At 44.1% G+C, this 26,846-nt stretch carries 18 protein-coding genes; 11 read left to right on the plus strand and 7 right to left on the minus strand.

The genetic code is table 11. The features are described 5' to 3' along the window. Positions 1–156: 156 nt before the first annotated feature. From AV939_RS03400 to AV939_RS03415, 4 genes are all read left to right on the plus strand, one after another. Positions 157–2,010 (plus strand): TonB-dependent receptor plug domain-containing protein, encoded by a 1,854-nt coding sequence (locus AV939_RS03400; RefSeq protein WP_057794008.1) that lies wholly within the window; start codon positions 157–159, stop codon positions 2,008–2,010. Between the two features lie 16 nt (positions 2,011–2,026). Beyond that, the gene (locus AV939_RS03405; RefSeq protein ID WP_061093571.1) at positions 2,027–3,364 is read left to right on the plus strand and encodes a c-type cytochrome; all 1,338 of its coding nucleotides are present in this window, start codon (positions 2,027–2,029) and stop codon (positions 3,362–3,364) included. Between the two features lie 26 nt (positions 3,365–3,390). Continuing rightward, positions 3,391–4,866: a DUF7133 domain-containing protein gene (locus AV939_RS03410; protein ID WP_138118125.1), complete on the plus strand. Its 1,476-nt coding sequence runs from the start codon at positions 3,391–3,393 to the stop codon at positions 4,864–4,866. 98 nt (positions 4,867–4,964) lie between these two features. After that, positions 4,965–5,798 (plus strand): ThuA domain-containing protein, encoded by an 834-nt coding sequence (locus tag AV939_RS03415; RefSeq protein ID WP_231701271.1) that lies wholly within the window; start codon positions 4,965–4,967, stop codon positions 5,796–5,798. A 102-nt stretch (positions 5,799–5,900) separates the two neighbouring features. Here the strand turns inward: AV939_RS03415 and AV939_RS03420 are convergent, their stop codons facing one another. Next, positions 5,901–6,440, minus strand: a complete 540-nt coding sequence (locus AV939_RS03420) for a cohesin domain-containing protein (RefSeq protein WP_057794004.1) — start codon at positions 6,438–6,440, stop codon at positions 5,901–5,903. A gap of 34 nt (positions 6,441–6,474) precedes the next feature. Continuing rightward, a complete protein-coding gene (locus tag AV939_RS03425) occupies positions 6,475–9,624 on the minus strand; it encodes an Ig-like domain-containing protein (protein ID WP_057794002.1) in 3,150 nt (1,049 codons plus the stop codon). A 369-nt stretch (positions 9,625–9,993) separates the two neighbouring features. Between AV939_RS03425 and AV939_RS03430 the strand changes: the two genes are divergently transcribed. Next, complete coding sequence (locus AV939_RS03430; protein WP_231751160.1) at positions 9,994–11,952, plus strand: sulfatase-like hydrolase/transferase; 1,959 nt, start codon at positions 9,994–9,996, stop codon at positions 11,950–11,952. Continuing rightward, on the plus strand, positions 11,949–13,937 hold the full coding sequence (locus AV939_RS03435; RefSeq protein ID WP_061997127.1) for a sulfatase-like hydrolase/transferase: 1,989 nt from the start codon (positions 11,949–11,951) through the stop codon (positions 13,935–13,937). The genes AV939_RS03430 and AV939_RS03435 overlap by 4 nt, the downstream gene beginning before the upstream one ends. 128 nt (positions 13,938–14,065) lie before the next feature. Here the strand turns inward: AV939_RS03435 and AV939_RS03440 are convergent, their stop codons facing one another. The 3 genes from AV939_RS03440 to AV939_RS03450 form a co-directional block, all read right to left on the minus strand. Beyond that, complete coding sequence (locus AV939_RS03440; protein ID WP_082604972.1) at positions 14,066–15,067, minus strand: hypothetical protein; 1,002 nt, start codon at positions 15,065–15,067, stop codon at positions 14,066–14,068. Positions 15,068–15,239: 172 nt separating this feature from the next. Continuing rightward, positions 15,240–16,625 carry a siroheme synthase CysG gene (gene cysG / locus AV939_RS03445; RefSeq protein WP_057793997.1) on the minus strand — a complete coding sequence of 462 codons (1,386 nt, stop codon included), beginning with the start codon at positions 16,623–16,625 and terminating at the stop codon, positions 15,240–15,242. Positions 16,626–16,750: 125 nt separating this feature from the next. Further along, positions 16,751–18,517, minus strand: a complete 1,767-nt coding sequence (locus tag AV939_RS03450) for a DEAD/DEAH box helicase (RefSeq protein ID WP_057793995.1) — start codon at positions 18,515–18,517, stop codon at positions 16,751–16,753. 216 nt (positions 18,518–18,733) lie between these two features. Between AV939_RS03450 and prsT the strand changes: the two genes are divergently transcribed. Then, on the plus strand, positions 18,734–21,511 hold the full coding sequence (prsT, locus tag AV939_RS03455) for an XrtA/PEP-CTERM system TPR-repeat protein PrsT (protein WP_057793993.1): 2,778 nt from the start codon (positions 18,734–18,736) through the stop codon (positions 21,509–21,511). Positions 21,512–21,675: 164 nt separating this feature from the next. On the opposite strand, the gene AV939_RS03460 is transcribed toward prsT, so the two are convergent. Together AV939_RS03460 and tolC are read right to left on the minus strand one after the other, a co-directional pair. Beyond that, a complete protein-coding gene (locus AV939_RS03460) occupies positions 21,676–22,500 on the minus strand; it encodes an ion transporter (protein WP_061997129.1) in 825 nt (274 codons plus the stop codon). 240 nt (positions 22,501–22,740) lie between these two features. Next, a complete protein-coding gene (tolC, locus tag AV939_RS03465; RefSeq protein ID WP_057793989.1) occupies positions 22,741–24,108 on the minus strand; it encodes an outer membrane channel protein TolC in 1,368 nt (455 codons plus the stop codon). 293 nt (positions 24,109–24,401) lie between these two features. Here tolC and nudF point away from each other — a divergent pair, with 293 nt between their 5' ends. The 4 genes from nudF to AV939_RS03485 are packed head-to-tail and all read left to right on the plus strand — an operon-like array spanning position 24,402 to position 26,798. After that, the gene (nudF, locus tag AV939_RS03470) at positions 24,402–25,028 is read left to right on the plus strand and encodes an ADP-ribose diphosphatase (protein WP_057793987.1); all 627 of its coding nucleotides are present in this window, start codon (positions 24,402–24,404) and stop codon (positions 25,026–25,028) included. Positions 25,029–25,069: 41 nt separating this feature from the next. Continuing rightward, positions 25,070–25,465, plus strand: coding sequence for a DUF1249 domain-containing protein (locus tag AV939_RS03475; RefSeq protein ID WP_171008969.1), 396 nt, complete (start codon positions 25,070–25,072; stop codon positions 25,463–25,465). Continuing rightward, positions 25,462–26,217 carry a metallophosphoesterase gene (locus AV939_RS03480; protein ID WP_057793982.1) on the plus strand — a complete coding sequence of 252 codons (756 nt, stop codon included), beginning with the start codon at positions 25,462–25,464 and terminating at the stop codon, positions 26,215–26,217. The genes AV939_RS03475 and AV939_RS03480 overlap by 4 nt, the downstream gene beginning before the upstream one ends. Further along, positions 26,214–26,798 (plus strand): YqiA/YcfP family alpha/beta fold hydrolase, encoded by a 585-nt coding sequence (locus AV939_RS03485; protein ID WP_057793981.1) that lies wholly within the window; start codon positions 26,214–26,216, stop codon positions 26,796–26,798. The genes AV939_RS03480 and AV939_RS03485 overlap by 4 nt, the downstream gene beginning before the upstream one ends. The last annotated feature ends 48 nt before the right edge of the window (positions 26,799–26,846 follow it).

Raw genomic sequence — 26,846 nt, forward strand, 5'->3', positions numbered from 1 at the left:
GCTATGTGGAATTAAAAGAACGAAGTTGCAACATTTTGTTTACCTAAAATGCAATTTACTATGTTCCTAGCTTACATTAATTGTTACTATTTGATTGATGATTGTTAACAAAGTGGTTCGATTGGAACTCTGCTGAAGTGTCTAGGGAGAAGTCATATGCGCATTGCGACAAGCGCGACAGTATGTTTATTTTTATATTGTGTTGGTATCAATGCTAACGAAAAGGAAGATTCTGAAGTTATTGAAATTTATGGAAACTTTCAACCTTCAGCCGTTAGCCAAATGGTCAGCCCAGTATTTGTGCTATCAGCACAAGATATCCGCTCTATTGTCGGCTCCACTGCATTGGATGTATTAGCTCAAGTCCCAAGCGTCACCATTAAAAAGTCCGGTGCCGTGCAAGAAATATTTTTGCGTGGCGCAGAAACCAATTTTGTCATCGTTCAAATAGATGGGGTTCAAGTTAACAACCCTCTTGATACTCGAGGGGGTAGTTTTGACTTAGCTTCGATATCGAAAAGCGCGCTGCAACGTGTTGAGGTTATAAAGGGCGCCCAATCTTCTATTTATGGTTCAGACGCAATAGCAGGTGTTATTAACCTTGTTACATTTACGCCCGGAGACATTGGGACAGAGCTATCAGTAGGTGTTTTGCCGAAAGGTCAAAAAGTAGCGAGCGTAAATGTTGGCGCAGATAATCTTCAAGGGAGATTTAGCTATTTAGATACCGATAGGCAACCGAATGGTGATCAACAAGAATCCTTAGAGTTCGCACTACAGGGAGATTTTGTGTTGATGGATAACAGCAGCACGCGGCTAAATGCGCGATATAGCGACTATAAACAATGGGCATACGCAGATCAAAGCGGTGGAATTGTATATGCGCCAACAAACCCTCGTGATGAAAAACGTGGCGAGTTAGTTACCGCAAGTGTCCGCCATACTCATGAAATTAACTCATGGTACGAATTAGCTGCTCAGGCCGAGCTCTACCACATCGATGACCAATTAGTATCGGCCGGTATTGCTCCTTATACCAACGCGCCCCCGACAGAATCACAAAACCAATATGATTATTACAAGTTACGTTGGTTGAATATGATGTCATTAAACAGTGTGCAAGTTACTGCAGGGGTGGATTACAAAAGTGAGGAAGGGGGTGCTTCGGGTTTCGTTAGTCTATTTGGTACTGACATCCCTACTGACTTTGGTATCGAACGGGACACGCTAGCGGGCTTCATAGATGCGCAATGGTCTTATGAGGCATTGACCCTATTTTCGGGTCTACGTCACGATGATGCCGAAGGTTTTGCCAGCGAAAATACATGGAAAGTTGGTGGTGTCTATCAACTCTCTAAGCAAATACGATTTTTTGCCAACATTGGGTCGGCGTTTAAGTTACCGAGCTTATATGCGTTAAGTAACAATATGATTGGTAACCCTGATTTGAAGCCCGAGCAGGCTACCAACAAAGATATCGGTATTGAATGGCAAAGTGACTCGAGCGAATTAAACGCTTCTATTTTCTTTTACCACTACAAAAATCTCGTCGACTTTGATGGGCAAACTTTTTCGCTAGTCAATAGGTCAAACATCGAAGGCAGTGGTGTGGAGCTGTTTGCCAGCCATCAGCTATCAGAAGACATCGCCGTCGAAGGAGATATCACCTATGTCAATCTTGATACAGAAAGTGGAGAGATATTAACGGGTAGACCAGAATGGCAGGGTAGGCTGGCAGTAAATTATCAAGTTACTGACAATATAAAAACGATAGCAAGACTCAATTATGTTGGCGCTACTGAGTCTACAAGCCTGTATTCGGGAGAATTTGAGCAAAGTGACTTAGCCGCTTTCAATAAAGTGGATGTTACGACCACGTGGGATATTTCCAATCAGCATACCCTCGATTTCTACGTACAAAATATCTTCGATAAAAATTATCAAGTGGCCGTTGGCGTTCCTGGGCCTGAGCTAGGTGTAGGGCTACAACTTTCGTGGCATACAAACTAACAAGGACTCAGCAACAATGAAGAAACTCACTTACGCAATGACGGTGTTGGTAGTTACGATGGTGTTTAGTGTTAATGGAAACGAATTAGACACCACGCTAAGGTTAAAAAGTCAGGACGTAAAAGTAACCCAGCAAGGCCAAAAGCTGTTCGAACAAATATGTGCATCTTGCCACGCTAAAGATTTAAGTGGCGGGACTGGGTTTAACTTAAAAGACGGCGAATGGGTGCACGGAAGTGCGCCTTCTCAGATACTCAGTAACGTAAAGACAGGTTTTCTCAATGCAGGGATGCCGGGATTTGAGCAGGTTTTTGATGCGACGCAAATTGAAGCAATAGTGGCCTATGTATTGTCTAAACGGGAAGGGTGGGACAACCTAACTTACAAGCTATATCAACTAAACGGTGCAGACGATACGGATGTTACAGCCGATAAGTTGATAAAATCGGGTGAGTTAGCAAAGGGGCTTGCAGACTTTGCTATCCCTGAGGTTCAGCACTATTTTATTGAGTTCGAGGGTGACTTTTATGCACCTAAAGACTTGGATACACAAGTATGGTTACAGTGGGGATTCCCCCATGAACTGAAAGTTTACATTAATCATAAACAGGTGACGAAGGGCGGTACTGCATGGTTCCCTACTTGGCGTTTGGAGCGCGGTAAACAACACTTGAAAGTCACTTATCGTTCCGGCGACACAAAGCCAAATCAACGAGACCTCATACTCATCGGTACGAATTTAGATTTAACGGTAAAGCTCTTTCCGTTATCGAGTAAAGCCAAAAATATAGTGGAAGAGAAGAAGTTTGAATTAAAAGCCTCTGACCATATACTCATTCAACGAAAGCGAATTTTAGACCTACCTCCTTCCACTATTTCCGTTGGTTTCCCTACAAAAGTAAACTATGGCTTTAACACAAAGACATGCGCCGTAGTCGGTTTATGGCAGGGCGATATGTTGAATGTTGGGCCCAATATTGCTGGTCGTGGTGAAGATCCTAGTTTGCCTTTGGGCGAGTGGGTATTTCATGCACCTGAGCAGCTTCAGCACGTGAACGAAGAACACAAGTGCCACTACAAAGGCTATCGATTAGAAAACGGTAACCCCGTATTTTCCTACACATTGGGTGGACAGCAGTACGCACTTTCAGTGGAAACTAAAAGCAGCAATACCCTCAATTTTATCTATTCGATAACAGGAAACCAGCCCATAAAGCTAAAGATTCCTGAAACCTCAAACTGGCAATGGACACATGGGCTGCAGCCTATTGAACGGCAAAGCGCATTATTAACCCCGAAACAAAATGGGCGTGTCGTGGTTACGGCGACAGCAACCGCAACAGTGAAAGAGTAAAACCAGCCATAAGTAGGAATGACAATATGAAATTCAAAGGATTAAAAAAAGTCGCGCTCTGCCTAGTCGGTGCAGGTTTAGTGAGTTCGCTTCAGTTGGAAGCCGCGCAAGCGCCAAAGCAGGAATACAAACCTGATGGTTATGACATTGTCACCATAGAAACCCCCAAAGATGAACGCTTCCATGTCACGGGAATAGACAGTGATAGTGATGGGGTTATCTGGGTCGCTACCCGCTTTGGGGATGTGTGGTATTACAAAAACGATACTTGGTTTAAATTTGCGCAGGGCTTACACGAGCCGACTGGATTACTAATAGACACTGACGGAAGCCTTCTAGTTTCTCAAAAGCCAGAACTCACTCGCATTGTAGATAGTGATAAAGATGGTGTTGCCGATATCTATCAGCCTGTCGCTAACGATTGGACATTCAATGATAACTATCATGAATTCGTCTTCGGTCCGGTTAAAGATGAACAAGGAAACCTATACGGTACGCTGAACTTGAGCCACAATAATCCTGATGCCTTTACAATGGGTGCGATGGGCTCTCCAGGGGGATATCGTGGATTTGCTTTTCAAGTGGATACCAAGGGAGTCTTTACACCCTACGCTTGGGGGTTGCGCTCTCCGGCTGGACTTGGTACCTCGCCGCAAGGGGAAATCTTCTTCACCGATAATCAAGGTGATTGGGTCCCGACATCTAAAATGCACTTGTTAGAACAAGGTAAGTTCTACGGTCATCCTGTGTCGCTAGTTGATGTAGAAGGTTACACGCGAGAGTCTATCAAGGAAATGTCTGTAGAGACATTTGCACAAATGAGTGAGAAGCCTGTGGTGTGGATCCCTCATGTGGAAGTGGCTAACTCGCCAGGGAATCCAGAATGGGATACCACCGAAGGTAAGTTTGGTCCATTTAAGGGCCAAATTTTCATTGGTGATCAAACTCAGTCCAACCTATTTCGCGTATTGCTCGAGAAGGTCAACGGTCAGTATCAAGGCGCAGTCATCAACTTTATGAATAAATTTCAAAGCGGTAACATTCGCACTGAGTTTGATGTAAATGGCCAGCTATGGGTTGGACAGACTGCTCGCGGGTGGGGGGCGCAAGGTGGCAAACCATTTGGGCTACAAAAAGTAGTATGGGATGGCACTATGCCCTTCGAATTGCATTCTATTACGCTGACTGAAACAGGGTTTAGAATGTCGTTTACCGATACCTTATCTTCTGAGACTGTTGTTAAAGAAAGCCTTAAAGCCCAATCATGGCAATATCATTACTCTAGTAGCTATGGCTCGCCTAAGGTGGACTTGTCTACGTTGCCGATTACTAATGTTGTTTTGTTAGATGATGGAAAAACCATCGACGTAACACTGCCATTAACTTCGGGCAAGGTGGTACAAATTGATTTCACAGGTCTGAAAGATGTTAACGGGCGTTCAGTAAGTGTTGACAAGGTTTACTATACGCTCAACCAGTTGCTCGCGAGTAAGCAGCAATGACGCTCAGTGAACGTCGCATTCGGACATGCATATTGTTTGCTATCACCTGCCTGCTCATGGCGTGTGTTTCACAATATATAGCGCCTGAGCCTAAAAAAGTGTTGATCGTAGATGGTCAAAACAACCATCCTATCTGGCCAAAATCAACGGCAATGATGAAAGCTTTTTTGGAAGGAAATGGACAGTTCGTCGTTGATGTTTATCGAACGCAATATACTTGGCGGGGAGATAAGTGGCTTGAGCAGTATCCGGCCAATGACGGCCGTGAGCATCAATCAATGTCCCAAGCTAAAACAGACCCCTCGTTTTCCCCCGACTTTGCGCAGTACGATGTGGTTATCTCTAATTTTGGTTGGAAGGCCGCGCCATGGCCACCTGCAACCCAGCGCAAATTTGAGCAGTACATGCAAAACGGAGGCGGTTTCGTGTCGGTGCATGCTGCCAATAATGCATTTCCCAATTGGCTTGAATACAACAAAATGATTGGCCTAGGTGGTTGGGGAGGGCGAAACCAAAAAGATGGGCCTTATATTTATTACAACGACGATGGTGAATTGCAGCGCGATATGTCAGCAGGACAGGGCGGCGGACATGGTTATATACACGAGTTTACTATACAGGTAAGGCATGCAACTCATCCCATAATGCAGGGGCTGCCTAGCAATTGGCTGCATAGCAAAGATGAATTATATAATCGCCTGCGGGGACCTGCAGAAAACTTAACAGTGCTAGCTTCGGCGTACGACAACAAAAAATATAACGGATACGGGCGGCACGAACCTATGATTATGACCATTGACTATCATCAAGGAAGAGTGTTTCACACAACGTTGGGTCATGGTGAAGCGGTCTATTCTGATCCTACTTTTATGTCGATATTGGCTAAAGGGGTTACCTGGGCAGCGGGCACTAATCATGAGGGGCTGCGATAAAAAACGAAGTTATTATTGTGCTATGGTTGGTTGCTACAAGCTTAATGAACACCGGTTGATAGCGACAGGTTTTTAACCTGTCGCTATACGATAAATGACTTATCAGCGGTTAAATCGGCGTACGCCAATAAATGTGATAGCAACCATCAATATAATACTCAAGGTGTTGGGTGCAATTACGTTTACCGCATTAACAGTTGCCGACGCTTGCCCGCTATCTATTGCAACATCTAACTCCCCAACGACAAATTCAGCAGCAATGATATTTTCCATGTTGAAGTTGCTTTGCCCTGCATCGAGAGCATTTACGCTGAATCTAACAATTGTGAAATCGCCACCGGAAAACGCGACAAAGTCTAAATAAGCCACCGCGACACCAAACGCCTGAGGTGTCACATTGAATATAAACGGTAGTGAATCGTATAAGTCCCCGCCTATGGAAAGTGCATCAAGCTCAAATAAATCAGTATCAAACGCAATATCTAAGCTCAAAGTGTCGAAGTTTGTAAATCCTGTGCCTATTACCGAAACCTCTACGGTATCGCCAACAATAACGTTGCTAGTATCAAGCTCAATACTAATGAGTCCAGCTTGAGCTTGAAAGCCAATTAATAGCGTAATAAAAGTAAACAGTTTTTTCATTCAATTGTGTTCCTGTAAGTGGTTATTTAGCGACTTATTCCGTTTCTTCTTTTACGCATCGAGCACGGGTACATAAGGCCATCATGGCGCGAGCGTCTAGAATATTAACGAGGCCATCATTGTTGATGTCGAAATTGGGAGGGACATCCTGACGGGCTTGTATTGCGGCCAGAAGTCCGCTGATATCAGCACTGTCTACATCGGCGTCACCATCCCAGTCACCGAATAACGCTGCAGGTGCGACCACATTTAACGGTGCAATGCCTTGAATTTTATAGGTGCTGCCGTCGGTTGAGATAAATTGCGCAAACAGGAAGTAAAAATGCCCCTCAGGTAACGCTTGGGTTGGGGGAATACCACTAAGTGGCAACGACACCTGTGCAGTACCGCTCTGTTTACCAATAGCATTAGGATCGGATACCACGATGTCGTTAAACGAACGTGACCAAGTTTGATCCATTTCCCTTAGGAAAAATTTTACGCCACCAAGCTCGTCGGTTACGGTTTGTCCCTCGCCGGCTTCAAAAAACGCAGTGACATCAAGAGTGCCATTGTTGCTATATGTGCTAGAAAGGTACTTACTCTCATCATCTAAGGCCAGACTAGGTTTAACCGTATCTTCACTTGGCACGATAGTAATAGGGTAAGCTGCCACGCTTTCGGTGTCACCAGAGGATGAGCGCACGCGCACAAACAAAAAGTAAAATTCACCGTTGGTTAAGTCCTCGCTGGGCGTAAGTCCTGACAGAGGAATGTAAACTGTAGAAGTGCCTTTCTGTGTTCCAATAGCGGTACTGTCCGTCACTTTGATATCACTAATGACTGTCCAGTTGCTCGCCATGTGCCGCAACAGGTAATTAATACCGCCTAAATCAGCCGTTACCTCAAAGCCCGTGCCAGCGTCATATTCAGTAGTGACTTGCATATTTTTATCTAAATGGAATTCAAGCGTTTCATATTTTTGAACATCATCAAAACTTATCGATGTTTGCGTGGGCTCTTCAACGGTTATCTTGGTGGTTGCCGTAAAATTTCCATCACGTGATGTGGCAGTGATAGTCACATCACCAACGTTCAGGGCTGTTACCATGCCATTGCTATCGACCATAGCGACTGATTCATCGCTAGACGCTAAATTGAAACTTTGATCACTAGCAAAAAAGGGCGTGACGGATGCGGATAGTTTTAATGTAGCTCCGATGGCGAGCGTAGCGTTGTCAGGGCTAATATACATGCCGGTAACTGCGCCGCCATCCGGTCTGATCTCTTGGTCAAAACCAAACACTTTCATATTAACGCTGGCAATGTGGCCTCCCGTATCGGGGAAGGTAATATCGATTTGGTTATCGTTTTTAAGTAATGAATAGGGAACCGGAATTTCAAGTAACCCAAAAAAGCGGTCTCTTCCTAATTGTTCGTCTCCGCTAATACGTGCATTCGAAGTGAGTAACTGACCATTGAATCTCACTTCTGGTGAAAGTGATTGACCATGGTCTCTGCCGAGCGCTATGCGCAGAATTGATTCACCTAGGGAGGTGGTTTGAACCCCTTTTATTTCAAATTGATTAACTTGATTGGCGTCTATTTCTTTTAAGTACTCTGTTGCAAAGTACTTGTTTTCAGTGGATAGGCCATTGATGTTCAAATCGGCGTCGTAACTATATTCGACCACTATCGTTGCTTCTGGCGCTAGCTCGAAGTGATCGAGGCCCAACGGAGCATTAATAATATCTAACTGCGGCGCATTATTGGCTAGATATAAATGTTTAACTTTTATGTTTTGAACCTTGGCACCTGAAGTACCATGTTGATGAAGTAATATGGTTTCGTTGTCTTCAGTCAGGTTACTGAAAATAACGTACAACTTTTCCTTGCTGACATAGCTGTCTATCAATATATCTTCGTTGGTAGTAAACGAATCTACACGTGTCCCTTGCACGTCAGACCAAAGCTCATAGAACTTCACCATTTCAGTGAACACCCAGTGCTCACCTTGTTCTCCTTCGCCCTCTTTAGCTTGACGAAGTAAGCGCCAGTTATAAGGAAAACCGTTTCTAGTTCCCCATAATGCTTTTACGGTGACAAAAGGAATTGCTTTGCTGATAGCATCTGGACGATCCATAAATTGCATCATCATGGGGCTGGCGGTTTTAAGAAACCACCAGTCTCTCAGCGGTGTCCAGGGGGCATTCTCTAGGGGGCGATTACGGCCGCCGTATTCTGAAATGACATGTTCTTTGGTTTTACCCAGAGTGAGCAGAGAATAATGATCCATCATATCTAATGTGGCTTCAATACGACTACCCTTGAACCGGTTGTCATCTTCTAAGTCATAAAAGTGGGTTGAATAAAAATCCATGCTTTCGCCAGCGGTATCAATGAATAACTTCATTCTTTCCCCCCACCGTGCAAAGTTACGTTCTTCGTAAATTGGGAATGCAACCGTATAGCCACCAATTTTTATGTCTTGATTGTGCTGGCGAAAGGCATTGGCAACATCTTTGTGAAAATTAAAAATATCAATGGGAGGAATGGGCGCCTCTAAGCCCATTTCATGTGGCGCATCGGTAAGTTGATATAAAGGTTCATTTAATACCTCAAAATACGTTGGCTTCACTCGTCCTTGGGTAGAGGGTTCGCCCTCGGTACGAAAAAAAGCATTCATATATTGACCCATGAAGTCACCCACTGCATCTGCGCCATTTGCTTGCCAGCTTTGACCTCCACAGCAAGGATTTACCGTTGCAAACCAGTGCGGGCGAGGTTGCCCTCCCACCATAACGTCACCGCGGCCATCATATTTGTGAACGCTCGCGTCGTTAATTCCATACGTGGTTTCACGAGCGAATCTACCGCGATTGACTAAGTGTGTTGGGTCGACATAACCAGGGTTGAGCGGATCTTCGGCAGACTGATTAAAGTTCCAGCCAGCACTGCCGTTTTCTCGGCCAAAATAGACGTCTAAGTCTTCCATCAAATACTTAAGCTTGTCTGCTTCTCCGTCCCAATCACTTTCTGAAACCGTGGAATGCAACGTAATATATTTGTGTCTATCAAAGCTGTCTTTACCTCCGACGGAATGCTTAATATTTGCATTCACCACGGCCTCTGTTTTAGCGATTAACTCCGGCGATGATAAAGCCAGTCCTACTCCAAGTAAGGCGGAGAATAATTTGTAATTCATTGTTCTAGGATCCTTAATATTGATGCGTTGCTGAGTTGTTAACTAAACGTAAATCCTATTGCATGATTGTTATTTATACAATCAATTGTTAACAGTTTACTATTGTTTTTAATGGTGCTGTCCTTCTTTGCTGCCAAGGAAGGAATGGTATGTCATTGATAAATAATATTTTTAGTGGGGTTTTGGTGAGGGTTTTCTATAGGGGTTAATAGCAATGATGAAAATAAAGAGTTGATTTCACTCTTGATAATTGTTAACAATGTGGTATCTGGAGTTGTGCTGAATTCTAGTGATTGGTAGATGGTGAACCTTATTGCTATCTATCTAAAATGCTCATTTACTTATTAAATTCTGAACAGGTTCCTAGCAATGAAACGTACTTGTCTCCCTATTTTTTTCCTCGTGTTAGCCATGTTTGCTCTGATCTCGTGTGCTCATGAATCACAGGATAAAGTATTGGAAATAGCGCCTGATACTCTAACTCAGGCCCAAGACCGCAAGCTCCCCATTCTAAACACCGCCAATACTGATAAAATTCAACCCAATATTCTTTGGATAATTACCGATGACCATCGACCGGATTCGGTATCTGCATACAATAAAGCTATATATGGGCAAAGTGATAGCCCGCTAGGGTACATTGAATCACCTAATGCTGACCAGTTAGCCGAAGAGGGAGTGCTCTTTACCCAGGCCTTCACTAACTCCCCTGTATGTGCGCCATCGCGAGCCGCATTACATTCTGGCAGGTATCCATTTCGTACCGGGCGATTTGCTTTTGAACTGTCCCACCCAGGCCCGGATTTTTCTAAGCCTTTGCTATCTGAATACCTAAAAGGTGCTGGCTATTACACAGCAATGTTTGGAAAAGAAGACCATTACTTCATGCAATGGGGGCCTGGTCAATCGTTCAATAAACTCCCCTTATTTGATTTTAGGGTGCACTTCAAACATGACCTGCAAAATCATGGTATTGGTGATATTTACACCCGAGCGTCATATGGCGACGAACCTGGTAATTCAACCCCTATCGGCTATAGCGAATACGTGAACTACCCAGATGGCACTAGCAGAAGCTATTTAATTAAGAGTAAAGAGGGAGAGGTTAGTGAGCAGGATCTTCAATTGCGAAGCAAGACCGATGAAGAATTTGATATTTTACGAAGTTATACACGCAGCAATCCCAACCTCATCATCGGTGGCGTAAATCCCAACACGGCTACTGAAACCATTGATGCGAAGGTAGTTAGAGAGCTACGCAATCATTTAGAAAATGCCAAGCAAACCTACAGTACATTATCAGGTAAGCCGGCAGAAGGAGCCGATTCTGATAAGCCATTGTTCGTGAATTTGGGCTTCCATTTACCTCACACTCCTGTATTGCCGCCCAAGTCTGTAAGAGATAGGTTTAAAACAAAGGAATACAAGGTTCCAAAATTCGAATTATCTGAAGTAGAGAAGCTGCCTTTGCAACTTCAAAAAATGTATCACGCCACTAAAATTACAGGCATGACAGATGCTGAAGTTCAGCAGGCAATACAGGACTATTATGCGTTTACTGCGCATGGCGATGAACTTATTGGCGAAGCGGTCGACGTTTTTAAAGCTTACAGCAAAAAACAAGGTCGTCCTTGGGTGGTGGTTTACACCGTGGGTGACCATGGGTGGCATTTAGGTGAGCAAGGCATTGAGGCGAAATTCGGCCCCTGGCAGCAAAGTGTAGCCAATGCTGCAATCATTACTGCCTCTGATAAGTCTTTAGTTCCTCGTGGTTTGGTTAATCATGATTTGGTTGAATTTGTTGATTTTGCGCCGACCATACTAGATCTGGCAGGGGTCGATATTAAGCAAGAAAGATTTAATCATTTAGATGGTTACAGCTTACTTGATGTGGCGGCTGGTGAGGCACCAAAGCGAGAGTATATCTTGGGTGAAACCAATGTAGTGGTTGGCTCTCGTGCATACCTGCATTCAAAGCGGTTTCGTTTTTCTATGCGAACTCGACCTCCAGGCGCAGCGACTGGTGAGCGTATGCGTTGGGCGTTAGATGCAGATGCGAATGACGTCGACATGGCATTATACGATTTAGCTGTGGATCCGTTAGAGAGGCAAAATGTTGCTGATACAGAGGCCTATAGACCTTTAGCGCTATGGCTAAGAAATAAACTAGGCAACATAGTGCTAGGCGATGGCAGAATTGAGGTGGACTGGTCACAAGAAAATAGTTATGTAGAAAGTAATTTCGCTGAAGGTGCTGATGACAAACGGTTGGATATTCCTAAAGACTTAATTCCTTCAGTTCCTCAAAATGTGGCGACGAATAAATGAACTACCTTCAAAGTCGCTTTATGCAATCCGCCTTTTACGCATGTGCAGCTGTGACCTCGTGTTTAATACTCGGGTGCAGCTTCACTGCACCTCAAGATAGCGGGAGTGAAAGAATACCTTTATCACCAAACTCTTCTTCAGATACACCAAGGCAGAGCGATGCTTCAGATGAATTATCCCGTCATGCACACAAGAAATCACAGCTTCAGCCGAATATATTATGGATTTTAACTGATGATCAACGTGCTGACTCAATCGCTGCCGTTAACCGAGTCATTAGGGGAACCAGTGAAAGTGCGTTGGGCTATGTAGAGTCGCCGAATATCGATGCGTTAGCAAAGGAAGGCGTCTTGTTTACTTATGCTTATAGTCAGTCTCCAGGTTGCTCTCCATCACGATACTCTATGGCAACAGGACAATATCCTCATCGAAGTGGACGTTATGGCTTTGAATATGCGCACCGAGGGAACGAACATGCAAAACCCACAATGCCTGAAATACTGCGACAAGCAGGTTATCAAACAATGCTTAGCGGAAAGTCAGGTTTGCGGCTACGAGAATGGCAGCCTGAAAAAGGTGAGCGGCAGACACCCTTAACTTATGATTTTGAGGTTGAGCGATATGCGTTAAGTAAAGCTGGGTTTACCGATTGGGGTAAAAATACCGCTTACGACCCTGAAACATGGGAGCCACTGTCTACATCCGAGCATTTTTATTATTCTGATGGCAGTAAAAAATCTTTTTTAGTTAGTGAAAATGGCAAGAGTATTGGTGCTAAGAATCCAATTGATGAAGAACTGGATATTGTGCGCTCTTATACCCGAAGCCTTAAATCGTTGATTCTAGCCGGGGAGAGTCCCAAACCCGCAGGTGAAACTTTAGATGGGTTTATATTAAAAGCATTTACTCAGTATTTAAGCCATCCAAATGCCTCGTATACCTCTGTGCTTGGCGACAAAATTGAAGGGCCAGATCCGACTAAACCGGTAATGCTAAGTTTAAGCTTCGGATTTCCTCATACACCAGTGCTCCCTCCAAAATCCTTCCGAGACCGGTTTAAAACTAAACAGTACCGTATTCCTAAGTTTTCAAAATCTGATGTTGAAAGTCTGCCACCACAACTGGTGAAGCTATATAAAAATATGAAAACGGATGACATGACAAGCGAAGAAAAGCTCAAAACCATTCAGGATTATTATGCCTTTACAGCCTATGGTGATGCTCTCATCGGCGAGGCGATTGAAAAATTTAAGGTATTTAATGAAACATCGGGACGGCCATATTTGATTGTTATGTCAGTAGGGGATCATGGCTGGCACCTTGGCGAGCAGGGGATTTCTGCAAAGTTTGCGCCTTGGAATACATCTAATCATGGGGCGATGATTGTTGTAGATTCTTCCGGTGAATATTTTCCGAAGGACACGGTATATAACGACTTTGTCGAATATGTGGATATTGCGCCTACGATATTAGCAGCGTCTGGCCTTGATGTAGAAAATGATGAAAAGCTATCTCATTTAGATGGTTTCGATTTGGCCTCGGTTGTTCGAAACCCGACATTAAAACGAGACTACGTTATAGGTGAATTAAATCAAATTATCGGTGATCGTGCTTATTTGAGAACGAAGCGATTTGGTTTCTCCATGAAAGTACGGCCTAAACTAGGGAAGCCGGGGGAAACCCATGCGCCAGGCGAAGATATACACTGGGCGTTAAATGCGAAAGCAGAAGATGTTGAAATGGCACTCTATGATTTAGCGTGCGATCCGCACGAGCGACAAAACGTGGCTTACCACAAAGATTATGCTGATATTGTTGCTGTGCTTCGCACAAAAACTCAAAACATCTTTCTGGGCGACAAGCGCTTAGAAATAGATTGGCAGAAAGAAAACGTCTCTTTTGAATCACACTTTGCGTCAGGCGCCCATGATTACCGTTTGCCAAAAGCGCTTACAGAAGAGGCCTCATGTACTGCAGGGCTATAAACTGTATCGTGCAATTAAACCACATGGTATGGACTATAGATGGTTTAATTACTGAGCTTTATGATGAGATTGGCTGGGGCGATTGGAGACATAATGGAAAGCTAACCGATAGCCAATCAAAAGCAATGCTAGTCAATATGCTCCACTTGATAGCGGCCAGTAGAAATGTAGCGTTTCGTATCTTCTGAAATGTCGCCAAAGGGGATAAGTGCTGGGCCGGTTGGGTCAAAAAGCACGTAAGTCTTACCCTCAACTTCTAACTTCTCGTCTTCGGAAATGGCATTTATCGCGACTCCCAATAACGCATGATGGGGAAGAAAAACCATAATGATGCTGGTAGAAGGAAGAAAGGCACGTACCAAAGCGCCCGTTAGCACCGCCTTACTGTCGCAGTCGCCCCTGTTTTGCATCAGTAACCCTAACGGAGGTGCAAAACCAGAACCATTACTGGCGACTCTGTCTTCAAGGGAATCGTAAGGAATACTTTGTACCCAGCTAGTCATCAATTGTAAATAAGCACGGTTATTTTCGATACGATCTACTTTGTCGTAAAACGCTTCCGAGATAGGCCTAAGTGATTCAAAGGTTTGGGCAACGTAGCGAAGGTGGTCCGGCTTTACCGCTTGCTGGTTAAAAAGCGTGGTGAATCGGGTGTAATAATGCTTATCAAGGTAGTCAGTATAAGCTGTTCGCTGCACGTCTTTTAGTTGAGATAATATCTGGTCAGCTTTATTCGGCTTGGTTGATTTAACCTTAATATTAATGGCGTCATTTTCATGGGTAACTGACACAACTGCTTCGCGTGGGTCGACTTTCTTCGCTTCTTTCAATAACGACACAGTAACATAACGCTGGGCTATTTCAGGTTTATAGTTGGCCTGTGTGGTAGGCGCTACCTTTAATGCGCTATTGGGCAAAGAGAATGCAATGGTTTGCTCAGTACCTTCGTTATCTAGCCATCGATATTTAAACTGAATATCATCAGGCGTCACGGTTTTGTTGAAAGTGAGTTGCGACGCGTAAGTAGCGACAGGGGTAAAACAAAGAAGGAAAAGTGCGATCCTAAGCGGCAGCGCTAACCAAAGCGCTAGCGACTTAAACAACCGAGTAGGCAAGCCTATGGCAAACATCGCCGTTTTCCTGCAAAGACAGCTTACATGCCCTACAAATTGAAACCTTCGCTTTGGTGTTATTACCAATGTATAAATGCCGACATGCCGCTTAGCTGATTAATTCAGTATGCGTACGCAGGGGGAAATTGCAACAAATTAGTTAAAACCAACGCCTGCTCACAAGGGTAAGTTAGTCACCAAACCAGTTTAGCTGGTTATGCAAACTTACTACAGTACCTACGATAATGAGCGTCGGGGGCTTCAACGCTGACGTAGCAGGGTTTTGCGTAATATCGCTAAGCGTGCCTGTTACCACCACTTGGTTTTCGGTGGTAGCCGATTGGATTAGGGCGATAGGGGTATCTGCGGTAAGACCATTTTCAATCAGTTTTTTACAAATAATGGGTAAGCCAGTTAACCCCATATAGAATACAATCGTCTGATTGGCGTGCGCTAACGATTGCCAATTCAAATCGATAGTACCGTCTTTTAGATGGCCGGTAGCAAACACCACTGATTGGGCGTGATCTCTGTGGGTTAACGGGATACCTGCATAACTTGATGCGCCATTCGCCGCAGTAATACCGGGCACTACTTGGAACTCAATACCGTGCTGAATAAGGGTTTGAATTTCTTCCCCGCCACGACCAAATATGAATGGGTCTCCGCCTTTTAAGCGTACCACTCGATTGCCTTTTTTCGCCTCATCAACCATAAGCTGGTTAATATCATCTTGTGGCAAGCTATGGTTGCTCTTTGCTTTACCCACGTAAATTTTTTCGGCATCCCGGCGAACGAGTTCTAAAATCTGCGGTGAAACTAATCTATCGTAAACCACTACATCAGCTTTTTGCATTAGCCTTAGTGCACGAAACGTCAATAAATCAGGGTCGCCAGGGCCTGCACCAACAAGGTAGACCTGACCTTGAACTTGGTTGTTTTCAGCCGCTGCCGTTAGGGCGGTTTCAAAGGCTGCATCGGCTTTACTGTCTTGGCCTTTTTCGACCATTTCAGCTATGTCGCCATCTAAGACGTCTTCCCAAAAATATCGTCTAGCCGTTACACCGTTTAAGGTTTGCTTTACTTTTTCTCTGAATTTTTCTGAAAACGCACCAAGCTTACTCAAGTTAGCAGGCAGCACAGTTTCCAGTTTTTGGCGTAAATAGCGTAATAGTACGGGCGCTACGCCGCCGCTACTCATGGCAATAATAATGGGTGAGCGATCTACAATAGAAGGGGTAATGAATTGGCAAAGTGGGGTGTTATCTACCACATTCACAAGCACTTTTTGTTCGCGAGCTAAATCGTGAATAGCTTGATTGGTTTCAGATTTATCGGTGGCAATAAAAACCATGTCTTTATCGGCTAAATCGCTATCGATAAATTCCCGCTCAATAAGGGTTACTTTCTCGTTTTGCGCCAAACGTTTTACCGTGTCGCATGCCCAAGGCGCTACCACAGTGATGTGAGCTGGAGTCTTCATGATGAGCTCAAGTTTGCGGGCGGCTACTTCTCCTGCGCCAACGATTAAGCAGCGAAGAGAGCGAGCATCTAAAAATAGGGGAAAGTAATCCATCAAGGGGCACGTAAAAAAAAAGAACTAACGCTATTTTGCGCTAATTCTTTTTAATTAGAAACAACGAAATCAGCCTTTATATTCCACAACGTTATATAAAGGCAGAAGTTGCTTTTATTTCGATCTTACGACTTGCGACGTGCGCGGTTATCACGACTGCGGTTTTCACCACGGTTGTCGCCACGCTCGCGTTTCGCTGGTGGTGTATCCGACCATTCGCGAATCGACAAACGCTGACCCGCTACGCGAGTACCTTGAAGCTTGTCTTTAGTCTCTTTTGGCATGCCTTCAGGCAAATCAACAGTACTGAAGTTATCATAAATTTCGATAGCACCAATGTGCTTAGAATCCATGTTACCTTCGTTTGCGATTGCGCCGACAATATTACCAGGCTTAGCACCGTGTGTATGACCTACGTCGATGCGGAAGCGCTGCATACCAGCTTCTGGCTTACGACTAGTGCGAGGCGCTCTAGGCTTACGTTCACGACCGTCGCCGCGGCCATCTCTGCGATCGCCACGAGGTTCACGGCTGTCACGAGGTGGTTTGCTGTGAAGATCAGGGCGGTCGCTTTCTTTAAGGATAAGCGGCTCATCACCTTGTGCAATCTTAAGCAATGCTGCCATAAGCACTTCAGGAGAAGCTTCAGCTTCTTCTTTAATCATCTCAACCAAAGGAATAAGCGTTTCAATGCTGTCATCTTGCGTAGCTTCAATAACAGATTGCTTGAAACGGCTTAAGCGAGTTTCGTTGATTTCACTAATTGAAGGAATTGGCATTGCTTCAATTGGCTGCTTAGTCGTTTTCTCGATAGAGAAAAGCATACGCTTTTCACGATGAGAGATGAAAAGTATTGCATCACCTTGACGTCCAGCACGGCCAGTACGACCAATACGGTGAACATAAGATTCACTATCGTAAGGTACGTCGTAGTTAACTACGTGGCTAACACGTTCAACATCAAGACCACGTGCAACAACATCAGTTGCTACTAAGATATCAATGTTACCTTGCTTAAGTTTATCAACAGTACGCTCACGAGCGTTCTGAGGAATATCACCATTTAGCGGTTCAACATCGTATCCACGTGCAGAAAGTTTATCAGCAAGTTCAACAGTCGCTGTTTTAGTACGCACGAAAATAATCATGCCGTCAAAACGCTCTACTTCCATGATACGCGTAAGTGCCTCAAGCTTATGATGAGGCGCTACTTGGCAGTAACGTTGACGGATAGTACTTGCAGTACTTACCTTAGACGCAATTTTTACGTGCTTAGGATCTTTAAGATAACGCTGAGTAATCTTCTTAATTGGACCAGGCATAGTGGCCGAGAACAACGCTGTTTGGCGTTCAGCTGGCGCGTGGCTCAAAATAAGCTCAACGTCATCAATGAAGCCCATGCGCAGCATTTCGTCGGCTTCATCAAGTACAAGGAATTTAAGTTCGCTTAAATCCAACGTTTTACGTTTGATATGGTCGATTACACGACCAGGTGTACCTACTACAACTTGAACGCCGCGTTTAAGCTGGCGAATTTGATTGTCGTAAGATTGACCGCCGTAAACAGGCAGTACTTTAATTTTATGGCTGAAACTAGCGTACACTTGGAACGCTTCTGCTACCTGAATCGCTAATTCGCGAGTAGGTGCTAGTACCAGTAATTGCGGCTTACGTTGCTCAGGATCGATATTTGCCAACATTGGAAGGGCAAACGCTGCGGTTTTTCCTGTCCCTGTCTGGGCCTGACCGAGTAAGTCGTGACCTTCAAGCAGTAATGGAATACTCTCGGCTTGAATAGGTGACGGTTTCTCGTAGCCAACTTTTTCAAGGGCTTGTAAGATAGGTTCTGGTAGTTTTAGATCTTTAAATGTCATGTCGACAGTTGTTGTCATTAAGGGTCCTGATGCTTTAAGTAAGGAGGGTGCGGCATACTGTAGGACGCCTTCAAACGTCGGAGTGTGCTCGCGGTATTGCAAAAAACGTTATTATATTCGAATAATGGTCAGGTTGCCACGAAATTGCACAATAATGACGAAAAAACGCACAATTGGTAGTGTAAACTTCGGGTATACCTCGAAATTCAAATGATGTAGGGCAAAGGAACGACAATGAATAAGAAATACCCACAGCAGATTTTTAAGCGATCTTCCATTGCAGTTCTGCTTTTGAGCAGTCTTTTGACAGGATGTGGTGACAAATCGATAGATGCTCACCTAGAAGATGCTCGTGCTTATGTACAAAATCAAAATAATGCTGCCGCAATCGTTGAATACAAAAATGCCATTCAGATGGATCCCAATGCTGCAGTACCTCGTTTTGAATTAGGTCGACTGTATCTTCAAAATGATAATTATGTGTCAGCTGAGAAAGAATTAAATAAAGCATTAGAGCTTGGACATCCAGCCAGTGAAGTGATTCCCTTACTTTCTGTTGCTTATCAACAGTCAGGTGCTGAAAACGCTTTAGGCGAAGTGGATTACCGAGCAGAAGGGATGACTACCGTCGAATCTGCCGAAGTCGGTTTTTATAAACTACAAGCCTTAGTGCAGCTAGAAAAGCTCGCAGAAGCAGAAGCGCTACTAGACGATTTACTCACCCTCGATACACAGTCTGTGTACAAGGGCTTAATTGAAAGCTACCAGTATGTACTCTCTGAAGATTATACACAGGCACTTAGCGCCACTGAAGCACTGCGAGAGCAAGCGCCAAGCAATAAAGATGTTTTACTACAGCTTGCCCGCCTTTACCTGCTAGAACAAAAGCAAGTCGAAGCCATTGGTGTTTATGAAGATTACACCAAAGCCTACCCAAAAGACGTAACCAGTAAGTTCGCTTACGCTGCTTTGCTAATAGAGCAGCGTGATCTTGAACGTGCTGAGCCAGTGGTGGATGAGCTGTTAACGCTGAATGAAGCACACCCATTGTTGAATACTTTTAAAGGTATAATTGAGTCGGCCAATGGTAATCATGCAAAAGCGTTAGCGCATTTAGAGACAGCAGTACAAAATGGTCGTAACGATCAAGTGGTGCGATTGGTTGCCGGTTTCAGCGCGTATCAAATTCAAGATTTTGAAGCTGCCCAACGACACCTGACTATGGTGGCATCACGGTTACCTGAAAATCACCCAGGCTTAAGAATGCTGGCAGACAGCATGTTACAACTGGGTGAAAATGATGAAGCCCTTGCCGTGTTAAACCGAGTGGAAGGCGGCGCGACCACAGACGCAGCGTTATTTTCAAAAGCGGGGTATCAATTACTTCGTGAAGGTAACGTGCTTGGTGCCAAGCAAATGGTAGAAAAAACCGAAGCGGTTGTTGATACCTCGCCAGAAGATCTTGCTCGTTTAGGCGTACTGCAACTTTCACTAAACGATGTGACCGGTTTGGTTAATATTGAAGAAGCGGTTCAACGTGCGCCAGAATCAACAGCTTCTCAAAATACCTTACTGCGCGCATACATCGCGACTGGTGAGCTTGATAAAGCTAAAGTAGCTGCCAGCGAATGGCGTGACCAAGCGCCAACCGAGGCCTTGCCGCTGGTGTACTTAGCCAGCATTGCGATTGTTGAGGAAGACTTCACAACGGCAACCGACTTACTAAATAGCGCTCAGAAGCTAGAGGGTGCCGATAAAGAAGTGGCTTATGCCAAAGTGAAATTGCTGATTGCGCAGAAGCAGTTTGCTGACGCTGTAACGCTTGTTAAGTCTCATTTAAAAGATAACCCGTCTGACGTGCAAGCGTTGACCATGTGGTATGCCCTAGAAGCGCGCGAAAATAATGATGGGGTAGTGGTTGATTACTTAGAGAAGCAACTTGCAACGCAATCAGCTGATATCGATTTGCGTTTATTATTAGCCCGTATTTATTCGCGAATGGGCGAAGTCGCCAAGAACAATAGCTTGCTAGCCTCTGTGGAAGGTGATGAAAGCACCCCAATGGCGTTTTGGAATTTAAAAGGCCAAGGGCTAATTCGAGCAAACGAAGTTGGAAAAGCCAAAGCATTGTTTGAGCGTTGGGTAGCGTTTTACCCACAAGATAAAAACGCGGTACTGGGCATGTTGCTTATCCTCGACTCAGAAAATAACTACCGCGACGGTTTAGCGCTTACTGAAAAAGTGTTAGCGAAACGTCCTGATGCACAGATTAGCCTTTTAAAAGCGTATTTCCACGCCATGATGGGGCAAAGCAAACCGGCATGGGAGGTTGTTAATGGCACCTCTGATGAAGTACAAGCTCTGCCATTCGTACGCGGTATTCTTGCACGACTGTATGTTATCGATAAGCAACCAGAACAAGCATTAGAACATGCAGAGGTGGCTTATGAAGCTACGCCAAACTCAGACATGGCCTTGCTAATGGTCGCCATTCTTGAAATGACCGGTAAACAAGCCGAAGCTTTATCATTTCTTGAAAAACATGTGGATAAAACGCCAGACGATGTGCGCAGTGCCATGCTGTTAGCTGAACGCCAAATTGGTAGCGATAAAGAAACAGCCATAGCGACCTATGAAACTATTTTGACTAAAACTCCAGATAACTTTGTAGTGTTGAATAACTTAGCGTTTTTGAGTTTCCAAAATGGAAACCTAGATAAAGCTGAAACCATGGCGAAAAAGGCCGTGTCTTTGCAACCTGAAAATGCTGACTCAGTAGATACGCTGGCGCAAATACTGATTGCTAAAGGCGATAAAGAAGCCGCCCTTAAACTGTATTCAGATATTGCAACTCGGCCTATCTTAAATGATGAGGTTTATCTTAATCACGTAGAGCTTTTATTACAGATGGATAAACAAGCGTTAGCTAAGCGTCGCTTAGCCAGTAGAGAGTTTGAAAAAGAAGTATCACTTCAGCGTATAGTAACGCTTAAAACTAGCTACGGATTGTAACAAGTTATTGGTTACTTAAAAGCTAGTAGCTATTGATTTAACTATAATAATAGCTAAATTAACAGCTAAATGAATACAAACAAAAAAAGCGCCTAGGTTGTCACTTCTATCTTCCTTAGGCGCTTTTTTATTGTCTGTTATTTACTGTTGTTGATTAGTGCATATTATTGTTTTTCGAGTTTGGCCTTAATCGCGGTAAGCTCTGCCATTACGTCTTGTAATGTAGGTTCGCTATGGCCTTCGGCTTCTAATTCAGCTCTTAACAAGGCTTCTTTCTCTTCCCTGGCTTTTTCGTTTTCACGCTCCATCACGTTCACCACAATACCAATCACCATGTTTAAAAAGGCGAATGCAGTAAAGAAGATAAAGGTTAAGTAATACACCCAGCTTAGCGGATAAACCTCCATGGTTTCGTACATGACATCAGTCCAATCTTCAAATGTCATTACCCTAAACAGGGTAAGCAGTGAAATAGTAATGTCGCCCCAAAGGATAGGGTTAATATCGCCAAACAACGTACTGCCCACGGCAGCGTAAATATAGAAAATGATAAACATGAGCAACATTACGTAGCCCAGTTGAGGCAATGCTTTTACTAGCGATACTAAGAGTATGCGCAGTTCAGGGATGATAGATATCATCCGCAGCACCCTAAACACCCTTACTAGTCGTGCTATCAACGCAAGTTCAGTATCATCGGCGGGTATAAGGCTGATAATAACAATGACGGTATCGAAGACATTCCAGAAACTTTTGAAAAAGTTCCGCTTTCGGCGTTCGCCTAAAAAACGAATAGTGATTTCAGTTAAGAAGAACGCGCTGATAAACCAATCGAGTAGCAGGGTAACACTGCCAAATCCAGCGGGAAGTTCATAGGTTTTAGCGCCAACTAATAACGCTGAAATGACGATAACGCTAACCACAAAGGCTTCAAACCATTTATTAGCGCGAATGCGTTCAAATCGACTTTGTAACTCAGAAGCTTGCATGTTTTTCTTTGCTCACATTACAAACAAATAAGCGCTGCCAATCATTTACGATAAATAGGCTTATTTAGGGATAATAAAAAAGGGGCAACATCATGGACGATGCATTGTGCTTGTTGCAAGTAAAATTGTATCACCGGCATGGTGTGCGTGACATCATTTACAAAGAAGGCGGCTAATGCCGCCTTCTTTAATAACGCTGGTTGTATCGCCAGAATATTTTTTCAGTTTGTGCGTAGATGACTATTCAGCGTCTTCCATTGGCTTTAAGCCACGGTTGATAATAGCCACATCTTCACCGGTTAAGGTACCTGCAGCTTGTTTTAAGGTAACAACCGATTGGATAAAGTCGTAGCGGGCGCCAGATAAGTTGTTACGTGCATCAAACAAATTACGGGTGCTATCGAGTACATCAACAATAGTACGTGTACCCACATCAAAACCCGCTTCAGTTGCTTTCAATGCACTGTTGGCAGAAACCACAGATTGCTCAAGGGCACGAATGGTTGATATTGATGCTTTAACATTATTAAACGAGCTACGAATAGACTGAACCGTTTCACGGTAAGTTTGTTCAGCAGCCTGACTCGCCGATACGTACAAGAATTTCGCTTGGTCAGTTTGCGAACTTACACGATGGCCAGAGTAAATTGGTACTGACACTGATAAGCCGATTGATTGGCTATCAAGGTAAGGCGTCTCGTACTGAATAACCTGAGAATCTACGTCATTTTTCGAGCGACCCAGGCTGGCCGATAAATCAAGCGTAGGTAAGTGGCCTGAACGAGCAGCAGCGATATCTTCTTTAGCAATATCCATGGCTAAACGGTCAACCAACAATGCTAAGTTTTTATCTTGCGCCGTTTCTAACCAATTATCGACTTTTGCTGGTACTGGCATAGTGGCAGAAAATGTTTCTTTATCTAAGCCAAACAAGCGGTCGTGGTACTTGCCGGTGATCACTCGTAATGCTTCAAGGGCGAATTCTAGTTGGTTTTCAGCCTGAATCTCTTGAGCGACTGTGCTGTCGTAATTAGCTTGTGCTTCATGCACGTCAGTAATAGCAGTAAGCCCTACTTCGAAGCGCTGACGGGTTTGTTCTAACTGACGTTCAATGGCACGTTTTTCTGCGTTAACAAACTCAACGCTATCTCGGGCACGTAATACATCAAAGTAAGCGGTAACCGTCCGCACGATTAAATCTTGCATGCTAGCGGCTAATTGCGCATCGCTTTGTTCTGCAACCTTTTCGGCGCGATCTAAGCCAATCCAGTTTGCATGATCGTACAACGACATAGATAACGAAATACCGTACTCGATATTGTCATTGTCGGTCTCGAAAGTGACAACTTGTAAATCTTCTGCGTTTGTACCTAATGTTTGTGCACTTTCTGTGGTAGAGGTGGTGTAAGACATAGACCCAGAGATTTGAGGAAGAAGGTTTGCACGGCTAATGCTGATCCCTTCAAATGCAGCATCACGCTGCGCTTTCGCTTGATTTACCAAAGGGTCATTGGCAAGTGCTTGTTGATACACTTGCGTCAGATCATCGGCAAGCGCACCGGTTGTTACTGAGAAACCGATTGCCAGCGACAGAAGTTTTCGATTCATGCTTACGTCTTCCTGTTATGTCTAGGTGAGTCTAAGTGACTGCTAATAATTATAAATAATATGTGAAGTGTATAAATTTTATTCGCAAACCGAAACAGTTCAGTCGTAACAGTATTGCTTTAACTGTAACAGAATATGTGATCCAACCTAGTTCATTGGCAAGTAATCACATTTATCTCAGAAAATTCGGTATTAACTTTTTATGCTTCCGTCCGCGATTAGGGCGCGTATACAAAAGTTGTATGTCTATGTACTATGCATGATAAATCGTTTCGAACCAAAAGTGTCTGCAAATGAGCAAGAAAATCCTTTCATTTACCTCAAACGACGTTGAAATTAAGAGTGTAAAATCGGTTTATCGTGGTTTTTTCACCATGCAAGAATATCTGTTTACGCACAAATGCTTCGACGGCACCCAAAGCGGTACGGTGAAACGAGAGCTATTTGAACGCGGTCATGCTGTAGGCGTATTGCCCTACGATCCTATTTTGAATGAATTTGTTCTTATTGAGCAGTTTAGAATAGGGGCATTAGCGACATCTTCAACCCCTTGGCTGATAGAAATAATAGCGGGCATGATTGATGAAGGCGAAACAGACGTAGATGTATGCCATAGAGAGTCGATGGAAGAGGCCGGTATTGAGCTTGAAAATCTCACCAAAGCAATGAGTTATTTATCTAGCCCTGGGGGAACGACCGAGCGTATTCATATTTTTATTGCAAAAACCGATGCAGAAAAAGCACATGGCATTCACGGATTAGAGAGTGAGTCGGAAGATATCAAAGTACATAGAGTGGCTGAGCAAACTGCCCTTGAATGGCTGGAAAACGGCCATATAGACAACGCTGCCGCAGTAATTGCGCTACAATGGTTCTTTATGAACAAATCCACGCTAATGGAGCAATGGAAGATATCGTGACACAACGTACCCACAGAAAATACGTCCCTCATCTACCCACAATGCAGGCATTGTGCGAGTTAAACTACGCGCACATTCTTCGTATTCTGCCCGATTGTGATACAGAGGAACTTAACTACGTATTTACCGTGGGCGACACGCTTACGTACGAAATTAAGATTATTGAGTCTGCTCGATACACCAGTACGTTAAGCCTTAAACAAACGTCCGACGATATGCCCAGCTATTTAACACCTTCAATGACGGTGCGTTTGTACCATGATGCCAGAATGGCCGAAGTAATAAATAGCCAAAATACGGGCGCACTTCAACCTTCCTACGAATACCCTAATTTGAAAATGCGCCAACGCAATGAAAAGCAAATGGTGAATATCTTTCTTGCTGAATGGTTAGATTTTTGCCGCAAACTTCGTCCTAAGGTAACTTCGCTAGCGTGAGTACCCTGCTGCATATTAGCGACTGCCATTTATTTGGTGATACCACTCGCCAAGGTTACGGTGCGATTAATCCCTATCAAAGCTTAAAACAGATATTGATTGAGGCTTTCGAGCACAGCGCCAATATTAGCTCGATTATCGTTACCGGTGATATTAGCGGGGATGACTCTCTGGCAAGCTATCAGCACTTTACCGCGTTGATGGAAGACTACGCCAAGGCACCGGTTTATGTGATTGCCGGCAATCATGATAATAACCTTCATTTTGATACATTATCTGCTCACCATCTTGTTGCTGGCGCGCCAGTTGAATTAGGCGACTGGCAAATTCACGGTTTAGATACACGTTTTGAAGGCGCGAGAGGGCAGGTAGATATTCATGAGCTTAAGGTTATAGGCAAACAAGTATCTGAACATTCACATCGCCATCACTTACTTGCCATGCACCACCACGCCTCGCCATCTAAAAGCTGGATGGATAAACACGACTTGGCAAACGCCGGTGAGTTTTTAAACTGGGTAGAGGAAGGCATTCCATTAGTGGCCATCATTCATGGCCATGTACATTCGCCCCTTCGTTACACGCTAGGTACAAATAATAAAGTACCAGTGATGGGCTGCCCAGCAAGTTGTTGGCAGTGGGAAATGGCACCTGAATTTGCGTTAAGTGACGAGCAGCCCGGTTATCAATTAATTAGGTTACACGACGATGGAACGTTAACCTGCGACATAAAGAGAACAAAAACAATATGAAACATGTGTTATACCTTCATGGCTTTTTAAGTTCACCAATGTCTGTGAAAGCGCAGGCTACCAAAGCGTATTTTGAGCAGCATCACCCCGATGTAACATTACATATTCCCGCGCTTTCGAATTACCCGAGCCAAGTAGAAAGCCAGTTACTGACACTGATAGAAAGCACGCCTGCGCTAATTAAAGATGGCCTGCGCGTTATTGGTAGTTCTATGGGCGGTTATTTATCGACTTTTTTAATTGAAAAGTTCTCGGGTAAAGCGGTATTGATTAACCCTGCGGTAAAACCTTATGAATTGCTGCAAGGTTTTATTGGAAAACATACCAACCCGTATACGGGTGAAGTGTTTCATATTGTTGAAAGCGATATTGAAGTGATAGAAAAATTAGACGCTAAAGAATTGCAGCATGCACCAGCGTACAAGGTGTTACTGCAAACTGAGGATGAAACCTTAGATTACCGTTTAGCAGAAACCAAATACGCAATGAGTACGCTAGTGGTTGAGGAAGGCGGCGATCACAGCTTTACTGGCTTTGAGAATCACTTACCCGCCATTGCAGATTTTCTGCTTAAAGACTAAAAGCCGTTAAATGCGTCGCGCTTCCCATTGTTGCGCTACTATCAACAG

The sequence above is a fragment of the Alteromonas sp. Mac1 genome, from assembly GCF_001562125.1.
Lineage (GTDB): Bacteria > Pseudomonadota > Gammaproteobacteria > Enterobacterales > Alteromonadaceae > Alteromonas > Alteromonas stellipolaris.

Bases quoted from the DNA above. Each gene is read 5' to 3' on its own strand.
- AV939_RS03400 (WP_057794008.1), top strand. From the start codon at position 157: ATGCGCATTGCGACAAGCGCGACAGTATGTTTATTTTTATATTGTGTT.
- AV939_RS03405 (WP_061093571.1), top strand. From the start codon at position 2,027: ATGAAGAAACTCACTTACGCAATGACGGTGTTGGTAGTTACGATGGTG.
- AV939_RS03410 (WP_138118125.1), top strand. From the start codon at position 3,391: ATGAAATTCAAAGGATTAAAAAAAGTCGCGCTCTGCCTAGTCGGTGCA.
- AV939_RS03420 (WP_057794004.1), bottom strand. From the start codon at position 6,440: ATGAAAAAACTGTTTACTTTTATTACGCTATTAATTGGCTTTCAAGCT.
- AV939_RS03425 (WP_057794002.1), bottom strand. From the start codon at position 9,624: ATGAATTACAAATTATTCTCCGCCTTACTTGGAGTAGGACTGGCTTTA.
- AV939_RS03430 (WP_231751160.1), top strand. From the start codon at position 9,994: ATGAAACGTACTTGTCTCCCTATTTTTTTCCTCGTGTTAGCCATGTTT.
- AV939_RS03435 (WP_061997127.1), top strand. From the start codon at position 11,949: ATGAACTACCTTCAAAGTCGCTTTATGCAATCCGCCTTTTACGCATGT.
- AV939_RS03440 (WP_082604972.1), bottom strand. From the start codon at position 15,067: ATGTTTGCCATAGGCTTGCCTACTCGGTTGTTTAAGTCGCTAGCGCTT.
- cysG (WP_057793997.1), bottom strand. From the start codon at position 16,625: ATGGATTACTTTCCCCTATTTTTAGATGCTCGCTCTCTTCGCTGCTTA.
- AV939_RS03450 (WP_057793995.1), bottom strand. From the start codon at position 18,517: ATGACAACAACTGTCGACATGACATTTAAAGATCTAAAACTACCAGAA.
- prsT (WP_057793993.1), top strand. From the start codon at position 18,734: ATGAATAAGAAATACCCACAGCAGATTTTTAAGCGATCTTCCATTGCA.
- AV939_RS03460 (WP_061997129.1), bottom strand. From the start codon at position 22,500: ATGCAAGCTTCTGAGTTACAAAGTCGATTTGAACGCATTCGCGCTAAT.
- tolC (WP_057793989.1), bottom strand. From the start codon at position 24,108: ATGAATCGAAAACTTCTGTCGCTGGCAATCGGTTTCTCAGTAACAACC.
- nudF (WP_057793987.1), top strand. From the start codon at position 24,402: ATGAGCAAGAAAATCCTTTCATTTACCTCAAACGACGTTGAAATTAAG.
- AV939_RS03475 (WP_171008969.1), top strand. From the start codon at position 25,070: ATGCAGGCATTGTGCGAGTTAAACTACGCGCACATTCTTCGTATTCTG.
- AV939_RS03485 (WP_057793981.1), top strand. From the start codon at position 26,214: ATGAAACATGTGTTATACCTTCATGGCTTTTTAAGTTCACCAATGTCT.